This is a genomic window from Elioraea thermophila (ex Habib et al. 2022), from assembly GCF_003336755.1.
Taxonomy (GTDB): Bacteria; Pseudomonadota; Alphaproteobacteria; order Acetobacterales; family Acetobacteraceae; genus Elioraea; species Elioraea thermophila.
The window spans coordinates 496383-514587 of the sequence record NZ_QMDI01000002.1 but is presented as its reverse complement, the minus strand read 5'-3'; the positions used below and the strand labels follow the sequence as shown (position 1 = coordinate 514587).

Genomic DNA, 18205 nt, shown 5'->3' with positions numbered 1-18205 from the left:
GGGCGGGCGTTTTGCATGGAGACAGGATCTCCGCCCGCATGCAGCCCGTCCTGCTCGCGATCGACCGCCTCAGTGCCTTCGCCGGCAAGGTCGGCGGGTGGGCGATCGTCGCGCTCACGCTCGCCATCTGCTACGAGGTATTCGCGCGCTATCTGTTCCGCGCACCGACATCCTGGGCCTACGACGTCTCCTACATGCTGTACGGCGCGCTCTTCATGCTCGCCGGCGCCTACACGCTCAGCCGCAACGGGCACGTGCGGGCCGACTTCCTCTACCGCAGCCTGAGCCCCCGCCGGCAGGCGATGCTCGACCTGCCCCTCTATATTCTCTTCTTCGTGCCGGGGATGGTCGCTCTGATCTGGTTCGGCTGGAAGTTTTTCGAACTGTCCTACCTGCAGAACGAACGCTCCTCGGTGAGCCCGACAGGCCCGCTGATCTGGCCCTACAAGTTCCTGATCCCCTTCTGCGGCGCGCTGATGCTGATCCAGGGGGTTGCCGAAATGATCCGCTGCGTGATCGCGATCCGCACCGGGGTATGGCCCGACAAGCTCGCCGACGTGGAGGAGACGGAGACGAAGGCGCTGGCACTCGCCGAGGCGCAACGTGCGGCGGAAGCGGCGCGGGCGAAGGCCCAGGCGGAGGCCGCGCGATGAGCGATCCCGTCCTCGGCATGGTGATGCTGGGCAGCTTCATCCTGGTGGTGCTGTTCGGCTTTCCGGTCGCCTTCACCCTGATGGCGATGGGCATCGGCTTCGGCTACGTCAGCCTTGGCGATCGCGTGTTCGACCTGCTGGTGCAGCGCACCTATTCGGTGATGGCGAACGACGTGCTGATCAGCGTGCCGTTGTTCATCTTCATGGGCTACATCATCGAGCGCGCGAACATCCTCGATCGCCTGTTCCACGCGCTGCAGCTCGCCTCGCGCGCCCTGCCCGGGGCGCTCGCCATCGCCACCCTCGTCACCTGCGCGATGTTCGCCACCGCCACCGGCATCGTGGGCGCGGTGGTCACGCTCATGGGTCTTCTCGCCTATCCGGCCATGCTGCGGGCCGGCTACGACACGCGGCTCGCTTCCGGCATCACCTGCGCGGGCGGCTGCCTCGGCATTCTCATTCCGCCCTCGATCATGTTCATCCTGTACGGCGCGACGGCGGGCGTGTCGGTGGCGCGCCTCTATGCGGCGGCCTTCCTGCCGGGTCTGCTGTTGGCCGGGCTCTACATCGTCTATGTCCTCGTCCTCGCCGTGCTCCGCCCCTCGCTTGCGCCCCGGCTGCCGGCGCACATGGCGGCGGGGTCGGTGGGCGAAGTGATCGTCGCCCTGCTCACCTCCTTCGTCCCGCTCGCGGTGCTGATCGCCGCCGTGCTCGGCGCCATCCTGTTCGGCCTCGCCACCCCTTCCGAAGCGGCGGCGATGGGCAGTCTCGGCTCCCTGCTGCTGGCCGCCGCCTATCGCGGGCTGACCTGGGAGCGGCTGAAGGAGAGCGTGTTCCTCACCGCCCGCACCTCGGCCATGGTGTGCTGGCTGTTCGTCGGCGCCTACGTGTTCACGAGCGTCTTCGGCTGGCTTGGCGGCCACCACGTGGTCGAGACCTTCATCGTCGACTATCTCGACCTCTCCTCGGTCGGCTTCCTCATCCTCACCCAGCTCATCATCTTCCTGCTCGGCTGGCCGCTCGAATGGTCCGAGATCGTGCTGATCTTCGTGCCGATCTTCCTGCCCCTGCTCGACAATTTCGGTATCGATCCGATCTTCTTCGGCGTGCTGGTGGGGCTCAACCTGCAGACCTCGTTCATGACCCCGCCCGTCGCGATGGCCGCCTATTACCTGAAGGGTGTCGCTCCGCCCTCGGTGCGCATCCAGGAGATCTTCGCCGGCTGCCTGCCCTTCGTCGCCATCGTCATTGTCTGCATGGTGGTGATGTACGTCTTTCCCGAGGTTGCGCTCTGGTTGCCCGAGACGCTCTACGCCACGCCGCCCCTGCCGGCGGGCGAGGACCCGATGGCGATCCCCGAAGGCGGGTTCCGCGTCCTCGACGACCTGATCCCGCAACTGCCGTCGCTCGACTGACGCGACCATGCCCAGGCTCTCCGCCGAAGCGGTGCGGGCGGCCGCCGGGCTCGTGCTCGAGGCGGTGCAAGAGGGTGGCACCCTGCCGCCCTTTCCCGCGTCTTGGGCGCCGACTACGGCGGCGCAGGGACGGCGCATCGCTGCCGTCGTCATCGGCGAACTCGGCGTGCCGGTCGTCGGGTTGCGGCTCGCCCCGGTTCCGGCACTGGGTGGCGAAGCCCTCGGACCGGTCCTTGCGCCGCGGCTCTTGCCCGGGCCGGTCGCGGTGCCGAGGGGCGAGCGCCGCACCATCACCCTTGCCCTCGTCGCCCAGCTCGGCGAATCGCTGCCCGCGCGCGAGCGGGCCTACAGCCGGCGCTTCGCGCTCGGCCGACTCGCATCGCTGCATGTCGCGCTCGATCTCGGCGAAACGCGGTTTACCAAGGGCCCCCCCGACCTCCCCTCCCATCTCGCCGATCTGGCGGGGCTCGGCCTCGTCGTCTTCGGCAAGCCAGCGCGGGCCGGCTGGCGCGAGGCGATTGCGGAGCCGCTCGCTGCCACCGTTGCGGGCGACGGGGGAACGGTGTGGCGCGGTGAGATCGAAGGCGCCCGCGCGCTGATCGCGGCTGCCGATGCGGCAAGACTAGCAGGCGGCTTGCCCGCGGGCGCGGTGCTGGTCGTCGCCGGTCTCTCACCGCCGCTGCCCGACGAGGCGATGGAGGCTCGGATCAGGCGCTTGGGGTCGGTACGGCGCGACGCGGTGTGAGGCTTCAGGCCGGAGCGAGAGCGCCGCGCAGCACCCGCGACAGCCAGAGCAGGAACGCCACACCCCAGAACAGGAGTGCCACAGCGGCCGCACGATCGGCGTGCCACAGGTAGCGCTCGCGCAGGACGCCGCCGAGCAGGGCCTGCACGCGATCCCGCGACAGCGGCATCGACCGTCCGACCACGGACCAGAGTTCGGTCCGCCGCACGTCGTAGCGGGGCGCGCGGTAACCGAGATAGAGCAGCGCCACCAGAACGAAGGAGGTGAGCACCGCGCCCACGCGGAACGCGAGCACCACGTCGAAGGAGAGGGCGAGCATGGTCGCGCCGATGCCGAGGCCCGCGAACCCACAGGCCCGCCGGATCGTCTGATCGGCCACCGCTCGGATGTGCTCCATGCTCTCCCCCACCCGAGGTGGGCGGAGTGTGCGCTCAAGCGAAACCGAGCGCCAATCCCGCCAGCGTGAGCAGCACTGCCGAGACGAGCCAGACCGTCATCGAGGCCGTCGTCGCCGCACGCGTGCCGCTCAGCCGCTCGTAGAGGGCCGCCGGCACGCCCGACAGCATCAGGGTGACGGTCGCGATCAGCAGCGACGAGGCGTAGACGAGAACGGAGAGATAGTAGCCGAAGACCTCCGGCCACCACAGCGGCGCGGTGGCGAGGACGATGCGGAACAGCATCGATCCGCCGATCATGTGCAGGAGCGACCCCGCAAGACAGACACCCATGGTCAGCACGAACAGGGTTTGCGGCGTCATCGCGCTCAGCCTCCCTGCATCTGGGACAGACGCGGGGCAAGACCCGCGGCGAACATGGCGAGCGCGATGACGAAGCGCAGCAGGAAGGCCCAGAGCGCACCGAGCAAGGGAAGGAAGACGGGCGCGACATAGGCCGGCGTGATGCCCCGTACCAGCCTCAGCCAGAAATCGGTGAGGAAGCGGAAGCCGCGCCAGATGTAGTTGGGATGATCGGGCGCGAAGAACGCCTGCAGGGCGAAGCGGCCCATGCAGGTCCAGGCCAGCACGGCGAACCCGTACACCACGACCCAGAACGGCAGATAGGACCAGATGAAGTGCGGGTGGTCCATGGCCGGTCAAAGCGAAGGGGCGAGGCGGCGTCCCGCCTCGCCCCGAGCGCGGTGCCGTGCCGCGGCGGTCAGTCGACCGCCTGCTCCTTGTCGAGCAGCTTCACGCCACCCTTGGGGATGCGGATCGATTCGACGAACTCCTGCATCGCCTTCGAGGGGGCAGGCGTGATCTGGCTGACCAGGTAGGTGACCAGGAAGGCCAGAGGCACACCGAAGATGCCGCCCGCGATGTTGTTGATCCCCCAGAGCTGGACGACCACGCGGTTGCGCAGCACCACGCTGTTCGCCCAGAAGAACCAAGAGTGCAGCGGGCCATCGCTGATCGCGGCGGTGTTGTTCAGCAGGGCCTGGATCGGCGCCTTGGCTTCCGCCGAAATCGTGGCGATGCCGACGAACTGGCGGTAGGCGGCGATGATCGCATCCTTCGAGCCGACGAGTTCGATCAGGCTGAGCCCGTAGAACTCCGACCAGATCAGATAGCCGAAGGTGACCGTGTAGCCGACGATCATGCCGAGGATGGCGCCGGCGTTGGTGGTGCGCTTGTACCACACGCCCATCACGAGGGCAGCGAACAAGCCGGCGGCGGCGATCGAGAACGCCCAGGCGACGAGGAACAGGATGTCGGCGCCCAGGTGCCCCGCCGTATAGGCCGCCACCACCGCCACCGAGATCAGCAGCACGCGCGCCACGATGAGACGACGCTTGGTCGGCGCATGCCGGTCGATCATCCGGTAGTAGATGTCGTGGCTGAGCGCGTTGGCGAGAGCGAGTAGGAGCCCATCCGCGGTGGAGAGGGCTGCCGCCAGACCACCCGCCGCGACCAGGCCGGCGATCACGTACGGAAGGCCCGCGATCTCGGGGGTCGCCAGCACGACGACGTCCGGGTGGATGCGGAACTCGTTCCACTGCAGCACGCCGTCGCGGTTGACGTCGACGATGTTCACCCAGTTCACGCCGTAGGGCGACATCAGCTGCCAGTTCTTCAGCCATTCGGGGAGCTGGTCGATGCGCTGGCCGATGACGTTCGAGTAGATCTCGAGCTTGGCGAACGCCGCGTAGGCCGGCGCGGTGAAGTAGAGCAGGAAGATGAAGAACAGCGACCAAGCGACACTCTGACGCGCTTCACGCACGGAGGGCGTGGTGAAGTAGCGCATCAGGATGTGCGGCAGCGAAGCGGTGCCCACCATCAGGCAGAAGATCAAGGCGAAGAAGTTGATCGCCCGATTCAGCTCGAACTGCCCCTGCAGATTGACGAAGGGCGCGGTGTGGAAGGCGACCACGCCCGGCGGCGGCACCATGCCTGCGGCCCGGAACGACGCCTCGAGCGCCTCGATCTTCTCGAGCGCCACGCCGTACATGATCTGCGGCACCGGCACGCCGGTGATCTTGGTCGACATCAGGATGGCCGGGATCAGGTAGGCGATGATCAGCACGATGTACTGCGCCACCTGAGTCCAGGTGACGGCGCGCATGCCGCCCATCATCGAGCAGACCAGGATGCCGGCGAGCCCGATGAACACCGCGATGGTGAAGGAGACGTCGAGGAAGCGCTGGGTGATGATGCCCACGCCGACGATCTGCGCCACCACGTAGACGAACGACGCGGTGATCAGGATCAGCACGCCGATCAGGCGTGCGAAGTTGCCGCCGTAGCGCGCGCCGAGGAAGTCCGGCACGGTGTATTGGCCGAACTTGCGCAGGAACGGCGCGATCAGCACCGCCACCAGCATGTAGCCGCCGGTCCAGCCCAGGATGAACGCGAGCCCGCCGTAGCCCAGGGCGTACAGGCTTCCGGCCATGCCGATGAAGGAGGCGGCGGACATCCAGTCCGACCCCGTCGCCATCCCGTTGTAGATCGCAGGCACGCGTCGGCCGGCGACGTAGTACTCGCTCACCTGCATCGTGCGGCTGAGGATGCCGATGTAGGCGTAGACGCCGATCGTCAGGGCGACGAAGAGGTAGCCGATGACGCGATCGGGAACGCCGATCTGCTCGAGGCCGGCGAGGATCAAGACGAAGACGGCGAAGCCGCCGACATAGCCGCCGTAGATCTTGTTCAGTTGGCGGAGGAAGGCGTCCTGTTGCTGGGCCATGGTGGTTTCCTCACTCCTCCGCCACGTCGAACTCTTCGTCGATCTTGTTTTGGGCGCGGGCGAACCAGAACAGGGCGACCACGTAGATGATCAGGCTGCCCTGCGCCGCCATGTAGAAACCGAGCGGAAAGCCCAGGATGTGGATCGGGTTCAGCGACGGCGCGAAGAGATGGACGACGAAGCTCGCGAAGAACCAGATGCCGAGCGTGATCCACATCAGGCGAATGGTCTTCGCCCAGTAGGCTTCCGCCTTGCGGGGATCGATCTCCACCGGCGGGGGCGCCTTGGTCGGCGGCGCTTCGTCAGGAACCAAAGCCATGCGTTCTCTCCCCACTTGCGCTTCTGCCTGCGCGCTGCCTGGCCGCTGCGCCCCTCCTGCCCCCGGCGAAGGCGGCCTGCGGCATTACTCACGCATCAGTTACCATGCCGTTCCGTGGTATGCAAAGAGCACTCGTTACGAGCCCAAGAGGTGCCGTGAACTTTTTCAACCGACTCGGTCGGCTGGTGCGCCAGAAGCGTTCCGCCAAGCCGGCCGATCTCGCCCTCTTCATCGCACGTTGGGGCGCGTTCGTCGCGCAGAAGACGGTGCTCGACTATTGCGCGGTCAAATTGGGCCTGAACTGGGAACAGGCGAGGCGCGAGCCCGCCTTCGCCGCGGCACTCCGGGATTGTCGCTGGCGCGTCTATTTCGCCACGCAGGGCGACGTGGCCGCCCTGGTGGAAGCCCGTCTGAGGCCCCACGCCCGCGGCGCGGAAGGGCGTCTTGCGGATCGCGTGGCCGCCATGGCGGAGGAGGCGCTGGCGGCGACCGAACCGCCCGAACATCTGCGCGGCGAGGCGCAGGCGGCGGCCGCAGGCTATCGGTCAACCCTTGCCCGACTGCAGATGGCGCGCGAACACGGCGCAACCACCTTGCCGCTGCAGGCCGGTCCGATCCTGCTCGAGACCCTGCCGATTCACCCCGATCTGCGTCGCGGAGAGGCGGTCTCCATCCTGGGGGCGTTGCGCATGCACGTCGTCTCCGCCGACCAGGAGCTCGAGCGGCGGTTCGATCTTGCCGCCCTCGCCTCGGCCCTGCTCGCGGCGGAGGGCGAACGGTGAGCGCGACCACGCTGTTCTCCGGCCGCGTCGCGCCGGCGATGCAGCCGGTGCCACCGATCGTCTCGCCCGACACCCCCGTGGCGGAAGCCTGTCGCCGGATGGCGGAGGCGAAACAGACGAGCGTCCTGGTCGCCGATGAGGCGGGGCGCGTCGTCGGCATCCTGACCGAACAGGACGTCGTCCGTCGTGTCGCCTTCCGGCTCGATCCCGCCACCCCTGTGCAGGCGGCGATGACCTCTCCGGTATTGCACGCCGCGCCGGACGAGTACCTCTACCGCGCGGTCGGCTTGATGCGCACGCGGGGGCTTCGCCACCTGCCCGTGCTCGACGCGGATCGCCGGCCGGTCGGCATGCTGCTACGGTTCGAGACCTACGCCGCCGCCTCGGGCCGTCTCCTTGCGGCGGTGGAACGCCTCGCTCAGCCCGAGGACGAGCGAGGCTTCGCCGCCACGCGCGCTGCACAGGCGGAGCTCGCGCGCACCCTGCTCGATGAGCGCGTGCCGGCAGCGGACGTGATCGGGGTGGTGTCCGAGATCAACATCGATCTGCACCGCCGCATCGTCGAGCGCGCGCTGGCGGCACGGCCCTCGCCGCCGCCCGTCCCGTTCACGCTGCTGGTGATGGGCTCGGCCGGGCGCGGCGAATCGCTGTTGGCCCCCGATCAGGACAACGGGCTCATCCTCGGCGACTACCCGGACGAAGCGCACGGCGAGATCGATGCCTGGTTCATTTCGTTCGCTGAGGACCTCAACGACCGCTTGGCAGCCGCCGGTTTCCCGCTCTGCAAGGGCCACGTGATGGCGCGCAACCCGCTGTGGCGGAAGCGGGCCGCCGAGTGGCGGGAGCAGTTTCGCCTCTGGGCCGATCGGCGCAGCCCGGTCGCGCTCCTGTTCGGCGACATCGCCTTCGATTTCCGGCCCGTTTGGGGAGACCCCGCACCCGCCGCCGCACTGCGCGCCGCACTCGCGCGCATCCTCGCTGCCCGCCCGGCGTTTCTCGCCGCACTGGCCGGCCAACTCGGCGAACTCTCGGTCGGCCTCTCCTTCTGGGGCGGTTTCCGCGACGACGAGGCGGGGCCGGGGGCGCGGACGGACCTTAAGAAGTCGGGACTGATGCCGCTGGTGGCGAGTGCGCGGTTGCTTGCCCTGAAGCACGGCATCGCCGAGACCGGCACCCGGGCCCGGCTCGAGGCGCTGGCGGAGGTCGGAGCGATCTCGCGGGGCGAAGCGGAGGGGCTGATCGCAGCGTTCGGCGATGTCGCCGGCGCTCTCCTTCGCCAGCAGCTCGCCGATGTGGCGGAGGGCCGCCCGCCCGGAACGCTGGTCGATCTGCGCGGTGCCGCGAAGGCGGAGCAGACGGCCGTGCGCGAAGCGTTGAAACGGATCGGCGCCTTCCAGAAGGAGGTGGTGGCCGCGTTCTCAGGGAGCCTGTGGTGAGAGCCGGCCCGCCGGCGCGCGATCCGCGTGCGGGGGTGGGGCGGAGGAACCGAGGAGGTCACGCAACTCGGCAAGGCCAAGAGGCTTCGGTCGCACCGCGATCTCCGTCCGCCCGGCAGCCTCCTGCGGCGTGCCGGTGAGGATCACGAAGCGACAGCCGGGGCAAAGCCGGTGCAGCCGGGCGATGGTCTCGATGCCATCGATCCCGGGCATGATCAGATCGACGATGGCGAGCTCGGGGCAGCGTTCGGCCGCGCGTGCGCAGGCTTGCTCGCCCCCCGAGGCCGTGCGGACGCTGTGACCGAGCAGCCGCGTCGCCCGCTCGAGCGAGCGGAGGAGCGCGTCCTCGTCGTCGACGATCAGCACGTCCATCCGCCGAATCCCTAGTCTGCCGTCGCGGAGCCGACGAGGGCCGTCTTCGCAGGCACGTGCCGGGCAGGCAGGAGGAGCGTCACCGTCGTGCCCTGACCAGGGGCCGACTGGACCCGAACCGAGCCGCCCGCTTCCTCGACGAACAGGCGCACGCTCATCATCCCGATGCCACGGACGCGCTGCGCGGCGTTCAGCCTCTTGGTGCTGAAACCAGGCTCGAAGATCCGCGACACCGTCTCCGGATCGATCCCAAGGCCGCGGTCAATCACCTCAACCGCCACGGTTGCATCGGCATTGCTGTCGGCCGCGTTCACCGTACGCTCCGCCCCACGCAGCCGCAGAACGATGGGGTCGCGTCGTCCCGCCGCTTCCGTCGCCTCGCACGCATTGGTCAACAAGTTCACCACGGCGTCGGCGAAGCGCCAAGGGTCGACCATCACCGTGAGCGGGCTCTCGAGCGCGTTCTCGAACACGACGCGATCGGCGAAACCGATGAGGGAGCGCCGACACTCCGCCACGGGATCGACCGGAACACGCCGCTGTTCGGTCGGCAGCGCGATCGCCTGCAGCCGTCCGGTCAAGGCGCGCGCCCGCTCGAGGACCTGCTTGATGTCGGACACCGCCGCCCGCAGCAGCTCGAGGTCGGGACGATCGGCAAGCCCGTGCTCGATGAAATCGATCGAGAGCTGGACGGTGCTCAGGGTGTTGTTCAGGTCGTGCCCCGCGATGGCGGCGACAGCGGCGATCAGGCCTTCCCGTTCGCGGGCGAACCGTTCCGACTCCCGTTTCTTTTCCTCGGTGATGTCCTGAACCGTGGTCAGCTTGAAGCGTGCCCCAGATGGCGAGACGAGGCGCGCGGCATCGACCAGGATGTCGCGCAACGCACCGTCCTTGCGCAGGACGCGCCATTCGCCGGGCGTCTCATCCGTGCGCCCGTCGAGAAAGTCGTCGTGAAGCCTGGCCGCGTAGGCGCGATCTTCCTCCGGCAGGACGAGGATGAATTCGCGTCCCAAGAGCTCGTCCTCGCGATAGCCGTAGATACGGCAGTAGGCGGGGTTGACCAGGACGAAGCGGCGTGCGCGATCGGTCACGCAAATGCCGATCGGTGCCAAACGAACGAGTTCGTGAAACGCCTCCTCGCTGCTGAACAGGTCTGTCGCGGGCGTGGGCATGGAGGGGGCTGGGCTCTCCGGAACAGGCGCGGCGGGCTGGGACCTTGGCCGCGCGACAGCTGGTGACGCGATCAGCTCGTTTCGCGCCCCGAGGCTGCAGTGTACGGAAGGAACGGCAGCGTTACAACGCTGGCTACGCGCCAGGGTTGTGGCGGCGGCGGCGCGTCAGTCCCGCCGCAGGGCGAAGCGGCCCGAGCCGGCGAGCGCGAGCAGGATCAGAAGGCCCGCCACCGCAATGTTCTTCAGCGCGATCCCGGTCTGCAGGACCTGCTCGGCGGGCGGGAACGTCCACCACCGGTGGGCGATCCAGGTTGCCCACACGGTGAAGATGGCGAGCGCGCCGGCGGCCCAGCGCGTCAGCACGCCAAGCACGAGCAGCGCGGGGGCGACGAGTTCGAGCGCGACCGTTCCGGCGGCGAGAAGGGTGGGGTAGGGCAACTCCTCGCGCTCGAGGAGCCTGATCACCTGCTGCGGCGGCCAGCCGATCAGCTTGCGCCAGCCGGCGACCACGAACATGGGAGCGACGGCGAGGCGGGCGACGAGCAGGCCGAGATCGAGCAGCATGGACGCCTTCCTTCCCGGGCTCTCCGATCGATGGGCGCGCTCTTGTCAGCTTACACCAACCGCGACATGGCGCACGTAGGCGGGGCGGTCGAGCAGGCGGGCGTGGTAGGCGGCGAGGCTCGGCAGCTCCGGGCGCGCGATCGGCATGTGCAGGTAGCGGTAGACCGCGCAGCCGACGGGAATGTCGCCAAGCGTGAAGGTGTCGCCGGCGACATAGGGATGGCGGCGAAGGTGGGCGTCCAATACCGGAAAAACCTCCGCTGCCCGCTCGACGCTGCGCCGGATCACCGCTTCGTCGCGGCGGTCGGGGGGCGTGCGGAACATCTGCACGAAGGCGGGGCCGATCGCCGCCTGCGCCGTGGTCTGCTGCCAGTCCATCCACTGGTCGGCCAGCGCCCGCACCCGCGCCTCCTTCGGCCAAAGCCCGCTCTCCCCGCCATGGGCCTCGCCGAGATAGCGGACGATCGCATTGCTCTCCCAGAGAACGAAGCCATCCTCCTCGAGCACGGGGATCAGCCCGTTGGGGTTCATGGCCAGGAACTCGGGCTCCTTCACCCGGCCGAAGGGGCCGCCCGCGTCGATCCGCTGGTAGGCGAGACCGAGTTCCTCGCAGGCCCAGAGCACTTTCATCACGTTGATGGAGTTCGTTCGTCCCCAGATCCGGCGCATCGCGTCGTCCTCCCTCTCCGTCGAGCATGGATGGCCGTCGGTGATCCGTCCAGGGTGGTGGGCGTGCTAGGGAGGACGGCATGATGATCCGTCCGCTGCTCGTGCTGGCCGCCTCCGCCGCCGCGTTGGCGCTCGCCTTGGCCCATGCGGCCGAACACCTCGCGGGGCTGCGGCCGTGTCCGCTCTGTCTGCTGCAGCGCTGGCCCTATTGGGCCGCGATCGGGGTCGCCGCCGTCGGTCTGCTCCTTCCCGCCCGTTTCGGCGCCATCGCGCTGTTCCTCGTCGCGGCCCTCTTCCTCGGCAATGCGGCGCTTGCCGCCTTCCATGCCGGGGTCGAGTGGCGGTTTTGGCCCTCTCCCGTCGCCGCCTGCGCGCCGCCGGGGCTCGGCACGGCACGCACGGTGGAGGATCTCCTCCAGTCGCTCCCTCCCGTCGCCGCCGTGCCATGCGACGAACCGGCCGTGCGCGTGCTGGGGCTCTCGATGGCGGGGTGGAACGCCCTCTACGCGCTGGCGGTGGCGGGGATCCTCACCATCTCGCTCGTGCGCAGACGGAGCACGCCATGAACGACGCGACCTTCCTGGGCAGCGACGAGGCCCGGCCAGCCGGGCGGCTTCCGGGCGACCCCACGCCCGAGGAGCTAGTGCATCGCATCATCCGGGTCGATCACGCCGGCGAATACGGCGCGGTGCGCATCTATGCCGGGCAACTCGCCGTGCTCGGGCACACGGACAAGGCGCCCCTCCTCGAGCATATGGCGGAGCAGGAGAAGGGGCATCTCGACACCTTCTCCCGCCTCGTCGTCGAGCGCGGCGTGCGGCCGACCGTGATGCTGCCGCTCTGGCATGTCGCCGGCTACGTGCTCGGCGCGACCACGGCGCTGCTCGGGCCCCGCGCCGCCATGGCCTGCACGGTGGCGGTGGAGGAGGCGATCGACGAGCATTATCGTGACCAGGCAGCGGCGCTGGGCGAGGACGAGCGCGAGCTGCGCGAGACGATCGAGCGGTTCCGTGCCGAGGAGCTGGAGCACCGCGACATCGGGCTTGCGCACGAGGCGGAACTCGCCCCCGCCTATCGCCTGCTCTCCGCTGTCATCAAGGCCGGCTGCCGGCTCGCGATCCGGATCAGCGAGCGGGTCTGACCCGCCGCTTCACCTCGCGAGGGTGCTTCAGGGGGCAGGCCAGTCTGGGCGTTCGAAACGCTGCACCTCGAGCAGATACCCTGCCGGGTCGCGAAAGAAGAAGTGATAGACGCGGTAGGTCTCCGACAAGGACGGCGGGTCGGGGATCTCGACGCCGCGCGCGCGAAGCCTGGCGTACCACCCATCCACGTCGTCGGTGACGAAGGTGAACACCACGCCACCGACAACGCGCGGGTTGTCGGTCGCGCGCGGCGCCCGCGCCCGGCAGACGCCGAGGAAGGCGCGGGCCCCGGCCGCGGCTTCGTAGATGCGGCAGGTGCCCTGGTCCTGCACCAGCGGCAGGCCGATCACCTCCTCGTAGAAGCTCCAGCTCGCTTCCGCCGGATCGGCATAGAGGAAGGTGATCGCCTGGGCGAAAGAAGAGGGGTTGGCGGTCATCGGCGCTCCCGCTTCCGCTGGGGGTCATCGGCGGGTTGGCGGCGGCTGTCATCGCACGAGGCGACGAGCGCCTCGCCGCGGGGCCGAGCCGCGCCCCGCCGTGCCTCCTCTCTCATTCCTCCTTGTAGCCGTAAGCCGGCAGTCCCTGCTCTGCACCATAATACTTGTAGGGGAGGAATTTGCCCGACATGGTGATCTTCACCCGATCACCCTTCTCGTGCGGCAGGCGCTCGATCTCCATGTCGAAGTCGATCGCGCTCATGATGCCGTCGCCGAATTCCTCCTCGATCAGCGCTTTCCACGCCGGCCCGTTCACCATCACGAGCTCGTAGAAGCGGTAGATCAGCGGGTCGGTCGGCGGCATCGGCGTGCCGCGCATCGGCACCTCGTTCAGCATCCGCTCCTCGACCTCGGAGAGACCGAACAGCGCGGCCGCCTTCTTCGCCAGGGGTTTGACGAGCTTCATCTGGCCGAGAAGAGCGCCGACGATCAGCACCGGCGACACCCCGCCGATCTGTTCACAAATGTACTTCCACGTCCAGCCCTTCTCGCGCTTGATGTCGAGGATCTTCTCGGTCAGTTGCGCGCGCGTCATCGCGTTCTGTCTCCTCTCTCCCGGGACGGTTGGCGAGTGAATGATCAGGCGGGGACGGCCGGGCGCACCTCGGGGATGCTCCGCGGGTCCCAGCCGGACGGCATGGTTTCGGCGAGCCGCTTCGAGCGGTCGACCAGGAAATCGAGGATGTGGTTGCGCAGTTCGGCGTAGCCCGGCAGATGGTGCACGTCGTGGCGCGTGCGCGGGCGGGGCAGGGTGTTGACCACCACCTCCGCGATCTTCGCGTTCGGCCCGTTCGTCATCAGCAGGATGCGATCGGCGAGCAGGATCGCCTCGTCCACGTCGTGGGTGATCATGAAGGCGGTCAGCTTCGTCTCGGCGACGATCCGGTTCACCTCGTCCTGCAGCGTGCCGCGGGTGAGCGCATCCAGGGCCGAGAAGGGCTCGTCCATCAGCAGAATCTTCGGTCGCACGGAGAGCGCGCGCGCGATGCCGACCCGCTGCTTCATTCCGCCCGAGAGCTGGGCGGGCTTCTTCCCCGCTGCGGCCGAGAGCCCGACGAGGTCGATCCACCGCCGGCACTCCGCCGCCACCTGCGCGCGCGACCAGTCGGGGTGCCGGCTGCGCACGGCGAAGGCGATGTTCTCCTCCGCCGTCAGCCAAGGCAGGAGAGCGTGGCTCTGGAAGATCACCGCGCGATCGAGCGACGGCCCGTCGATCTCGCGCCCAGCCACCACCACCGCGCCTTCCGACGCCCGGTCAAGCCCGGCGAGGATGTTCAGGATCGTCGTCTTGCCGCAGCCCGAATGCCCGATCAGGCAGACGAACTCGCCTTCCTCGATGCCGAACCAGACATTCTCGAACACGGTCTGCGCGGGGCCGCCGCGCGGTCCGGGAAAACGCCGCGCGATCCCCTCGACGCTGACGAACGAACGCCGCATCGCCCCCCTCACTCCTGGTAGGACACCGCGCGCGTCGCCATCGCGAGGAGCTGGTCGAGCACCATGCCGACGAGGCCGATGACCAGGATCGCGGTGACGATGTCGGCGAGCGAGAGGTTGTTCCACTGGTTCCAGACGAAGTAGCCGATGCCCGTGCCGCCGACGAGCATCTCGGCGGCGACGATGACGAGCCAAGCGATGCCGATGGAGATGCGCATCCCGGTCATGATCGTCGGCGCAGCAGCCGGCAGGATGACGCGGAAGGCCGTGCGCAGCGTCGAGCATTCGAGGGTGCGCGCCACGTTCAGCCACTCGCGGCGCACCGAGGCCACGCCGAAGGCGGTGTTGATCAGCATCGGCCAGACCGAGCAGATGAAGATGACGAAAATCGAACTCACCGCGCTGTCCTTGATCGTGTAGAGCGCGAGCGGCATCCAGGCGAGCGGGCTGATCGGGCGCAGCACCTGGATGAAGGGATTGAGCGCGCCGTAGAGCAGGGGGCTCATGCCGATGACGAACCCGAGCGGAATCGCAACGAGGGCGGCGATGCCGTAGCCCGCGAGGACGCGCCCGAGCGAATAGGCGAGCTGCACGCCGATGCCCTGGTCGTTGGTGCCGCGCACATAGAACGGGTCGGCAAGATGCTCGAGGATGCGCGCACCGACCTCGAGCGGAGAGGGGAAGGGCGTCTGTCCGCCCGTCGCCGCCGCCGCGCCCACAAGCGCGGCATACTCGGGGTCGACCGTCGCCTCCCCGCCCCGCGGGGTGAGCGACGAGAGCTGCCATACGCCGACGAAAATGGCGAGCAGCAGAAAGGAGAGGGCGAGCGAAGCGAAAGGGCGCGCGGCGCGCATCGCGACCGTCGGGTTTCAGCTGCGTCGGATGGCGAAGGAGGCGAGGTAGCCCTCGGGGTCTGCGGGGTCGAAGGTCTTGCCCATGATCACGTGCGTGCGGGTGGTCCGCTCGGGCGGGCTGAGGCCGAGCTCGCGCATCGCCTGCGCCGCGTCGGTGGCGAGGAAGACCTGCTCCGCGATCTGGGCGTAGTTGATGTCGCCGCGGATCTGTCCCCAACGCTTCATCTGGGTCAGGATCCAGATCGCCATGGAATGCCAGGGGAACGGATCGAAATCGATCCGGTTCGGCACGCGCTGCACGCGCCCGAGCCCGTCCGCGAAGGTTCCGGTCAGCACCTGTTCCACCACTGTCACCGGCTGGTTCAGGTAGTTCTGGGCGGAGATGGCGGCCGCCACCTCGCGCCGGTTGGCGGGGTTCGAGGCATAGGCCGTCGCCTCGATGATCGCGCGCAGCAGCGCGTGATAGGTGCCGGGGTTCTCCGTGATGAAGGCGCGGCTCACCGCGAAGGCGCAGCACGGATGCCCGTCCCAGAGCTCGCGCGTCAGAATGTGGATGAAGCCCACGCCGTCGAACACGGCGCGTTGGTTGAAGGGATCGGGGCCGAGGAAGCCGTCGATGTTGTCGGCCCGGAGGTTGGCCACCATTTCGGGCGGCGGCACGGCGCGGATCTGGATGTCGCGATCGGGATCGAGCCCTGCTTCGGCGACGTAGTAGCGCAAAAGGTAGTTGTGGATCGAGAAGTCGAACGGCACGGCGAAGCGGAAGCCGCGCCAGTCCTTGGGGTCGCGCCGGTCGCGATGCTTGTTGGCGAGCGTGATCGCCTGGCCGTTGATGTTCTCCACCGCTGGCATCGTCCAGGGGATCGGGTTCGAGCCGACGCCGAGGGTGATGGCGAGCGGCATCGGCGAGAGCATGTGCGCGGCGTCGTACTCGCGATTGAGTGCGCGGTCGCGGATCACCGCCCAGCCGGCGGTGCGGATCACCTCCACGTTCAGCCCGTGCTTGGCGTAGAACCCCATCGGGTGCGCCATGATGATCGGGGTGGCGCAGGTGATCGGGATGAAGCCGATCCTGAGGTCGCGCTTCTCGATCGTGCGCGGCGCCTGGGCGAAGGCCTCCTTGGCGGCATCGAGGGGGAAGAAGGCGGCGAGCACGGAGGCGGCCGTCGCCTTGCCGACGAGGCTCAGGAACGCGCGGCGTCGCGCCTCGGTGCCGAACACCGCCTTGGCGACCGCGGTCTCGACGATGCGGGCGGAGAGGGCCTCCACGTCCGTCTCGGTCGCCTCCGTCCCGGTCTCGACGGGGTCGCAGGCCAGGGCGCGATCATGCTCGACCTGGGAGGCGTGACGGCCGCAGCTGCAGCGCCTGAGCGCCGTCTTCGGGTCGAAAGGATCGGCGAAGGGTCCCGACATGATGCCTCCTGTCCGCTGCGTCGCGCCAAGGTTGCCGGTCGTGAGCCATGCTCCGCCGCGTCCACGCCCCGCGCGCCTCGCCTCTTCAGCCGTCGGGAGGGCTAGCGAAGGGCGTGCCATGCGCGCCCCTCCCCGCTTTCCGCGGACCTGCCAGACCGGGCCCGTCACGGTGCGCCCGTTTCTTGGGCACGGTGACGCTGGAGCGGGCGGGAGGACCACGCCACGCCGACAGGGCGACGGCGGTCGGCGGACGGGCTAGCCTCCTGCCCGATGGGGACTGCGTTGCGCGCCTTCCTTCGTGCCTACGGCCTCGTCGCCCTGGTGATCGCGGCGACGATTGCGGTCGCCTGGCGCTTCGTCGCCCCGCCGCCGCCCCGCGAGGTTGTCGTCGCCACCGGCCCTGCCGATGGCGCCTATCAGGCCGCCGCCATCGCCTGGGCCGCCATCCTTGCCCGCGAAGGCATTCGCTTGCGTATCCGCACCACCGAGGGAACCGTCGAGAACCTGGCCCTCCTGACCGCCGATCCGCCCGCGGTGGACCTCGCGGTGATCCAGGGCGGGGTCGCGAATGCCGACACCGCCCCCGGGCCCGTCAGCCTGGGCGGCATCTTCTTCGAACCGCTTTGGCTGCTCGTGCGCGACCTGCCCGCCGAGACGAGGCTTGCCGATTTGCGCGGTCGCCCGATCGCCGTCGGCACCGAAGGCAGTGGGACGCGGGCACTCGCGCTACGGCTGCTCGCGGTGACCGGTCTCGATCCCGCCGCGCTCGACCTGCGCGCGATCGGCGGGCGCGAGGCGGCGAGGGCCTTGCGCGCGGGCGAGGTCGCCGCGGCCGCCTTCGTCGTCGCCGCCCCGACCGCGGCGATGGCCGAAGCGATGCGCGATCCGTCGATCCGCCTCGTCGATTTCGGCAGCCGCGCCGACGCCTATGTCGCCGCCCTGCCGTTCCTCACTCGGGTGCGGCTGCCGGCGGGAGGGCTCGATCTCGCCGCCGACCTGCCGGAGCGCGACACCACGCTCGTTGCCCCGATGGCCGAGGTGCTCGCCCGCCCCGATCTTCATCCCCGCATCGTTGCGCTGATGATGGACGCGCTGCACGAGACCCATCGCGGCCGCACCCTGTTCGCCCCGGCGGGCCGCTTCCCGACCTCCGACCCCGTCGGTTGGCCGCTGCATCCGGATGCGGATCGCTACCTCCGGCATGGGCCCGGGTTCCTGCAGCGCTACCTCCCGTTCTGGGTCGCGGTCTGGCTCGAGCGCGCCTGGGTCATCGTCATCCCGCTGATCGGCCTCGCCATTCCCCTGCTGCGTCTCGCCCCCGTGCTCTGGCGCTGGCAGATCGACCGCAAGGTGTATCGCTGGTACCGGCAGCTGCGCCTCCTCGAGGCCGAGCTTGCCGCCGCCGCGAGCGAGGAGGAACGACGTCGCGTGCATGCGGAGCTCGATCGCCTCGCAGACCGGGTCGGCCGTGTGCGTGTGCCGCTCAGTCATGCCAACCCTCTCTACGAATTGCGCAACCACATCGCGCTTGTCCGCTCCGGACAGCTGCGTTGAG

General features: G+C 69.0%; 22 protein-coding genes. 8 read left to right on the top strand and 14 right to left on the bottom strand.

Annotation, left to right across the window (positions count from 1 at the left end):
* The first annotated feature begins 38 nt into the window (after positions 1–38).
* From DWB05_RS04305 to DWB05_RS04295, 3 genes are read left to right on the top strand one after another with little or no spacing between them, the layout of a single operon-like run.
* Positions 39–653 (top strand): TRAP transporter small permease subunit, encoded by a 615-nt coding sequence (locus DWB05_RS04305; RefSeq protein ID WP_114375367.1) that lies wholly within the window; start codon positions 39–41, stop codon positions 651–653.
* Positions 650–2068, top strand: coding sequence for a TRAP transporter large permease (locus tag DWB05_RS04300; protein ID WP_114375365.1), 1419 nt, complete (start codon positions 650–652; stop codon positions 2066–2068). Before DWB05_RS04305 ends, DWB05_RS04300 begins: the two co-directional genes overlap by 4 nt.
* Positions 2069–2075: 7 nt before the next feature.
* Positions 2076–2813, top strand: a complete 738-nt coding sequence (locus DWB05_RS04295; protein ID WP_114375363.1) for a hypothetical protein — start codon at positions 2076–2078, stop codon at positions 2811–2813.
* A gap of 4 nt (positions 2814–2817) precedes the next feature.
* Here DWB05_RS04295 and DWB05_RS04290 read toward each other — a convergent pair whose 3' ends face one another.
* The 5 genes from DWB05_RS04290 to DWB05_RS04270 form a co-directional block, all read right to left on the bottom strand.
* Positions 2818–3210, bottom strand: a complete 393-nt coding sequence (locus DWB05_RS04290) for a hypothetical protein (RefSeq protein ID WP_114375360.1) — start codon at positions 3208–3210, stop codon at positions 2818–2820.
* 34 nt (positions 3211–3244) lie between these two features.
* Complete coding sequence (locus DWB05_RS04285) at positions 3245–3571, bottom strand: hypothetical protein (RefSeq protein ID WP_114375358.1); 327 nt, start codon at positions 3569–3571, stop codon at positions 3245–3247.
* Positions 3572–3576: 5 nt separating this feature from the next.
* Positions 3577–3900, bottom strand: a complete 324-nt coding sequence (locus tag DWB05_RS04280; protein WP_114375356.1) for a YggT family protein — start codon at positions 3898–3900, stop codon at positions 3577–3579.
* A gap of 68 nt (positions 3901–3968) precedes the next feature.
* Positions 3969–5993, bottom strand: coding sequence for a sodium:solute symporter family protein (locus DWB05_RS04275; RefSeq protein ID WP_114375353.1), 2025 nt, complete (start codon positions 5991–5993; stop codon positions 3969–3971).
* Positions 5994–6003: 10 nt separating this feature from the next.
* A complete protein-coding gene (locus tag DWB05_RS04270) occupies positions 6004–6312 on the bottom strand; it encodes a DUF4212 domain-containing protein (RefSeq protein ID WP_198669043.1) in 309 nt (102 codons plus the stop codon).
* Positions 6313–6467: 155 nt separating this feature from the next.
* Here DWB05_RS04270 and DWB05_RS14825 point away from each other — a divergent pair, with 155 nt between their 5' ends.
* Positions 6468–7094 carry a hypothetical protein gene (locus DWB05_RS14825; protein ID WP_198669042.1) on the top strand — a complete coding sequence of 209 codons (627 nt, stop codon included), beginning with the start codon at positions 6468–6470 and terminating at the stop codon, positions 7092–7094.
* A complete protein-coding gene (locus DWB05_RS14820) occupies positions 7091–8530 on the top strand; it encodes a DUF294 nucleotidyltransferase-like domain-containing protein (RefSeq protein ID WP_198669041.1) in 1440 nt (479 codons plus the stop codon). The genes DWB05_RS14825 and DWB05_RS14820 overlap by 4 nt, the downstream gene beginning before the upstream one ends.
* Here DWB05_RS14820 and DWB05_RS04260 read toward each other — a convergent pair.
* The 4 genes from DWB05_RS04260 to DWB05_RS04245 all read right to left on the bottom strand — a co-directional run bounded on the left by DWB05_RS04260 (position 8513) and on the right by DWB05_RS04245 (position 11307).
* Positions 8513–8902, bottom strand: a complete 390-nt coding sequence (locus DWB05_RS04260) for a response regulator (protein ID WP_114375349.1) — start codon at positions 8900–8902, stop codon at positions 8513–8515. The two genes, DWB05_RS14820 and DWB05_RS04260, sit on opposite strands and share 18 nt — an antisense overlap.
* Positions 8903–8913: 11 nt before the next feature.
* Positions 8914–10074, bottom strand: coding sequence for a two-component system sensor histidine kinase NtrB (locus DWB05_RS04255; RefSeq protein WP_114375347.1), 1161 nt, complete (start codon positions 10072–10074; stop codon positions 8914–8916).
* Positions 10075–10239: 165 nt separating this feature from the next.
* Entirely contained in the window at positions 10240–10638 is a 399-nt protein-coding gene (locus DWB05_RS04250; RefSeq protein ID WP_114375345.1) for a DoxX family protein, read from the bottom strand.
* Positions 10639–10683: 45 nt separating this feature from the next.
* Positions 10684–11307 carry a glutathione S-transferase family protein gene (locus tag DWB05_RS04245; protein WP_114375343.1) on the bottom strand — a complete coding sequence of 208 codons (624 nt, stop codon included), beginning with the start codon at positions 11305–11307 and terminating at the stop codon, positions 10684–10686.
* An 80-nt stretch (positions 11308–11387) separates the two neighbouring features.
* Here DWB05_RS04245 and DWB05_RS04240 point away from each other — a divergent pair, with 80 nt between their 5' ends.
* Both DWB05_RS04240 and DWB05_RS04235 read left to right on the top strand, forming a co-directional pair.
* A complete protein-coding gene (locus tag DWB05_RS04240; protein WP_114375341.1) occupies positions 11388–11873 on the top strand; it encodes a disulfide bond formation protein B in 486 nt (161 codons plus the stop codon).
* Positions 11870–12448, top strand: a complete 579-nt coding sequence (locus DWB05_RS04235; RefSeq protein ID WP_114375339.1) for a demethoxyubiquinone hydroxylase family protein — start codon at positions 11870–11872, stop codon at positions 12446–12448. Before DWB05_RS04240 ends, DWB05_RS04235 begins: the two co-directional genes overlap by 4 nt.
* A gap of 27 nt (positions 12449–12475) precedes the next feature.
* On the opposite strand, the gene DWB05_RS04230 is transcribed toward DWB05_RS04235, so the two are convergent.
* From DWB05_RS04230 to DWB05_RS04210, 5 genes are all read right to left on the bottom strand, one after another.
* A complete protein-coding gene (locus tag DWB05_RS04230; protein ID WP_114375337.1) occupies positions 12476–12886 on the bottom strand; it encodes a VOC family protein in 411 nt (136 codons plus the stop codon).
* A 112-nt stretch (positions 12887–12998) separates the two neighbouring features.
* Positions 12999–13481: a cyanase gene (gene cynS / locus DWB05_RS04225; protein WP_114375335.1), complete on the bottom strand. Its 483-nt coding sequence runs from the start codon at positions 13479–13481 to the stop codon at positions 12999–13001.
* Between the two features lie 44 nt (positions 13482–13525).
* A complete protein-coding gene (locus DWB05_RS04220; protein ID WP_114375333.1) occupies positions 13526–14383 on the bottom strand; it encodes an ABC transporter ATP-binding protein in 858 nt (285 codons plus the stop codon).
* Positions 14384–14391: 8 nt separating this feature from the next.
* The gene (gene ntrB, locus DWB05_RS04215) at positions 14392–15237 is read right to left on the bottom strand and encodes a nitrate ABC transporter permease (RefSeq protein WP_114375331.1); all 846 of its coding nucleotides are present in this window, start codon (positions 15235–15237) and stop codon (positions 14392–14394) included.
* 15 nt (positions 15238–15252) lie between these two features.
* Positions 15253–16650 (bottom strand): CmpA/NrtA family ABC transporter substrate-binding protein, encoded by a 1398-nt coding sequence (locus DWB05_RS04210; protein WP_114375329.1) that lies wholly within the window; start codon positions 16648–16650, stop codon positions 15253–15255.
* A gap of 270 nt (positions 16651–16920) precedes the next feature.
* On the opposite strand from DWB05_RS04210, the gene DWB05_RS04205 reads away from it, so the two are divergent.
* The gene (locus tag DWB05_RS04205; RefSeq protein WP_114375327.1) at positions 16921–18204 is read left to right on the top strand and encodes a TAXI family TRAP transporter solute-binding subunit; all 1284 of its coding nucleotides are present in this window, start codon (positions 16921–16923) and stop codon (positions 18202–18204) included.
* The last annotated feature ends 1 nt before the right edge of the window (position 18205 follow it).

What these genes read in the sequence shown, in the direction of transcription:
- DWB05_RS04305 (WP_114375367.1), top strand. Translation starts at nt 39, where the DNA reads ATGCAGCCCGTCCTGCTCGCGATCGACCGCCTCAGTGCCTTCGCCGGC.
- DWB05_RS04300 (WP_114375365.1), top strand. Translation starts at nt 650, where the DNA reads ATGAGCGATCCCGTCCTCGGCATGGTGATGCTGGGCAGCTTCATCCTG.
- DWB05_RS04295 (WP_114375363.1), top strand. Translation starts at nt 2,076, where the DNA reads ATGCCCAGGCTCTCCGCCGAAGCGGTGCGGGCGGCCGCCGGGCTCGTG.
- DWB05_RS04290 (WP_114375360.1), bottom strand. Translation starts at nt 3,210, where the DNA reads ATGGAGCACATCCGAGCGGTGGCCGATCAGACGATCCGGCGGGCCTGT.
- DWB05_RS04285 (WP_114375358.1), bottom strand. Translation starts at nt 3,571, where the DNA reads ATGACGCCGCAAACCCTGTTCGTGCTGACCATGGGTGTCTGTCTTGCG.
- DWB05_RS04280 (WP_114375356.1), bottom strand. Translation starts at nt 3,900, where the DNA reads ATGGACCACCCGCACTTCATCTGGTCCTATCTGCCGTTCTGGGTCGTG.
- DWB05_RS04275 (WP_114375353.1), bottom strand. Translation starts at nt 5,993, where the DNA reads ATGGCCCAGCAACAGGACGCCTTCCTCCGCCAACTGAACAAGATCTAC.
- DWB05_RS04270 (WP_198669043.1), bottom strand. Translation starts at nt 6,312, where the DNA reads ATGGCTTTGGTTCCTGACGAAGCGCCGCCGACCAAGGCGCCCCCGCCG.
- DWB05_RS04260 (WP_114375349.1), bottom strand. Translation starts at nt 8,902, where the DNA reads ATGGACGTGCTGATCGTCGACGACGAGGACGCGCTCCTCCGCTCGCTC.
- DWB05_RS04255 (WP_114375347.1), bottom strand. Translation starts at nt 10,074, where the DNA reads ATGCCCACGCCCGCGACAGACCTGTTCAGCAGCGAGGAGGCGTTTCAC.
- DWB05_RS04250 (WP_114375345.1), bottom strand. Translation starts at nt 10,638, where the DNA reads ATGCTGCTCGATCTCGGCCTGCTCGTCGCCCGCCTCGCCGTCGCTCCC.
- DWB05_RS04245 (WP_114375343.1), bottom strand. Translation starts at nt 11,307, where the DNA reads ATGCGCCGGATCTGGGGACGAACGAACTCCATCAACGTGATGAAAGTG.
- DWB05_RS04240 (WP_114375341.1), top strand. Translation starts at nt 11,388, where the DNA reads ATGATGATCCGTCCGCTGCTCGTGCTGGCCGCCTCCGCCGCCGCGTTG.
- DWB05_RS04235 (WP_114375339.1), top strand. Translation starts at nt 11,870, where the DNA reads ATGAACGACGCGACCTTCCTGGGCAGCGACGAGGCCCGGCCAGCCGGG.
- DWB05_RS04230 (WP_114375337.1), bottom strand. Translation starts at nt 12,886, where the DNA reads ATGACCGCCAACCCCTCTTCTTTCGCCCAGGCGATCACCTTCCTCTAT.
- cynS (WP_114375335.1), bottom strand. Translation starts at nt 13,481, where the DNA reads ATGACGCGCGCGCAACTGACCGAGAAGATCCTCGACATCAAGCGCGAG.
- DWB05_RS04220 (WP_114375333.1), bottom strand. Translation starts at nt 14,383, where the DNA reads ATGCGGCGTTCGTTCGTCAGCGTCGAGGGGATCGCGCGGCGTTTTCCC.
- ntrB (WP_114375331.1), bottom strand. Translation starts at nt 15,237, where the DNA reads ATGCGCGCCGCGCGCCCTTTCGCTTCGCTCGCCCTCTCCTTTCTGCTG.
- DWB05_RS04210 (WP_114375329.1), bottom strand. Translation starts at nt 16,650, where the DNA reads ATGTCGGGACCCTTCGCCGATCCTTTCGACCCGAAGACGGCGCTCAGG.
- DWB05_RS04205 (WP_114375327.1), top strand. Translation starts at nt 16,921, where the DNA reads ATGGGGACTGCGTTGCGCGCCTTCCTTCGTGCCTACGGCCTCGTCGCC.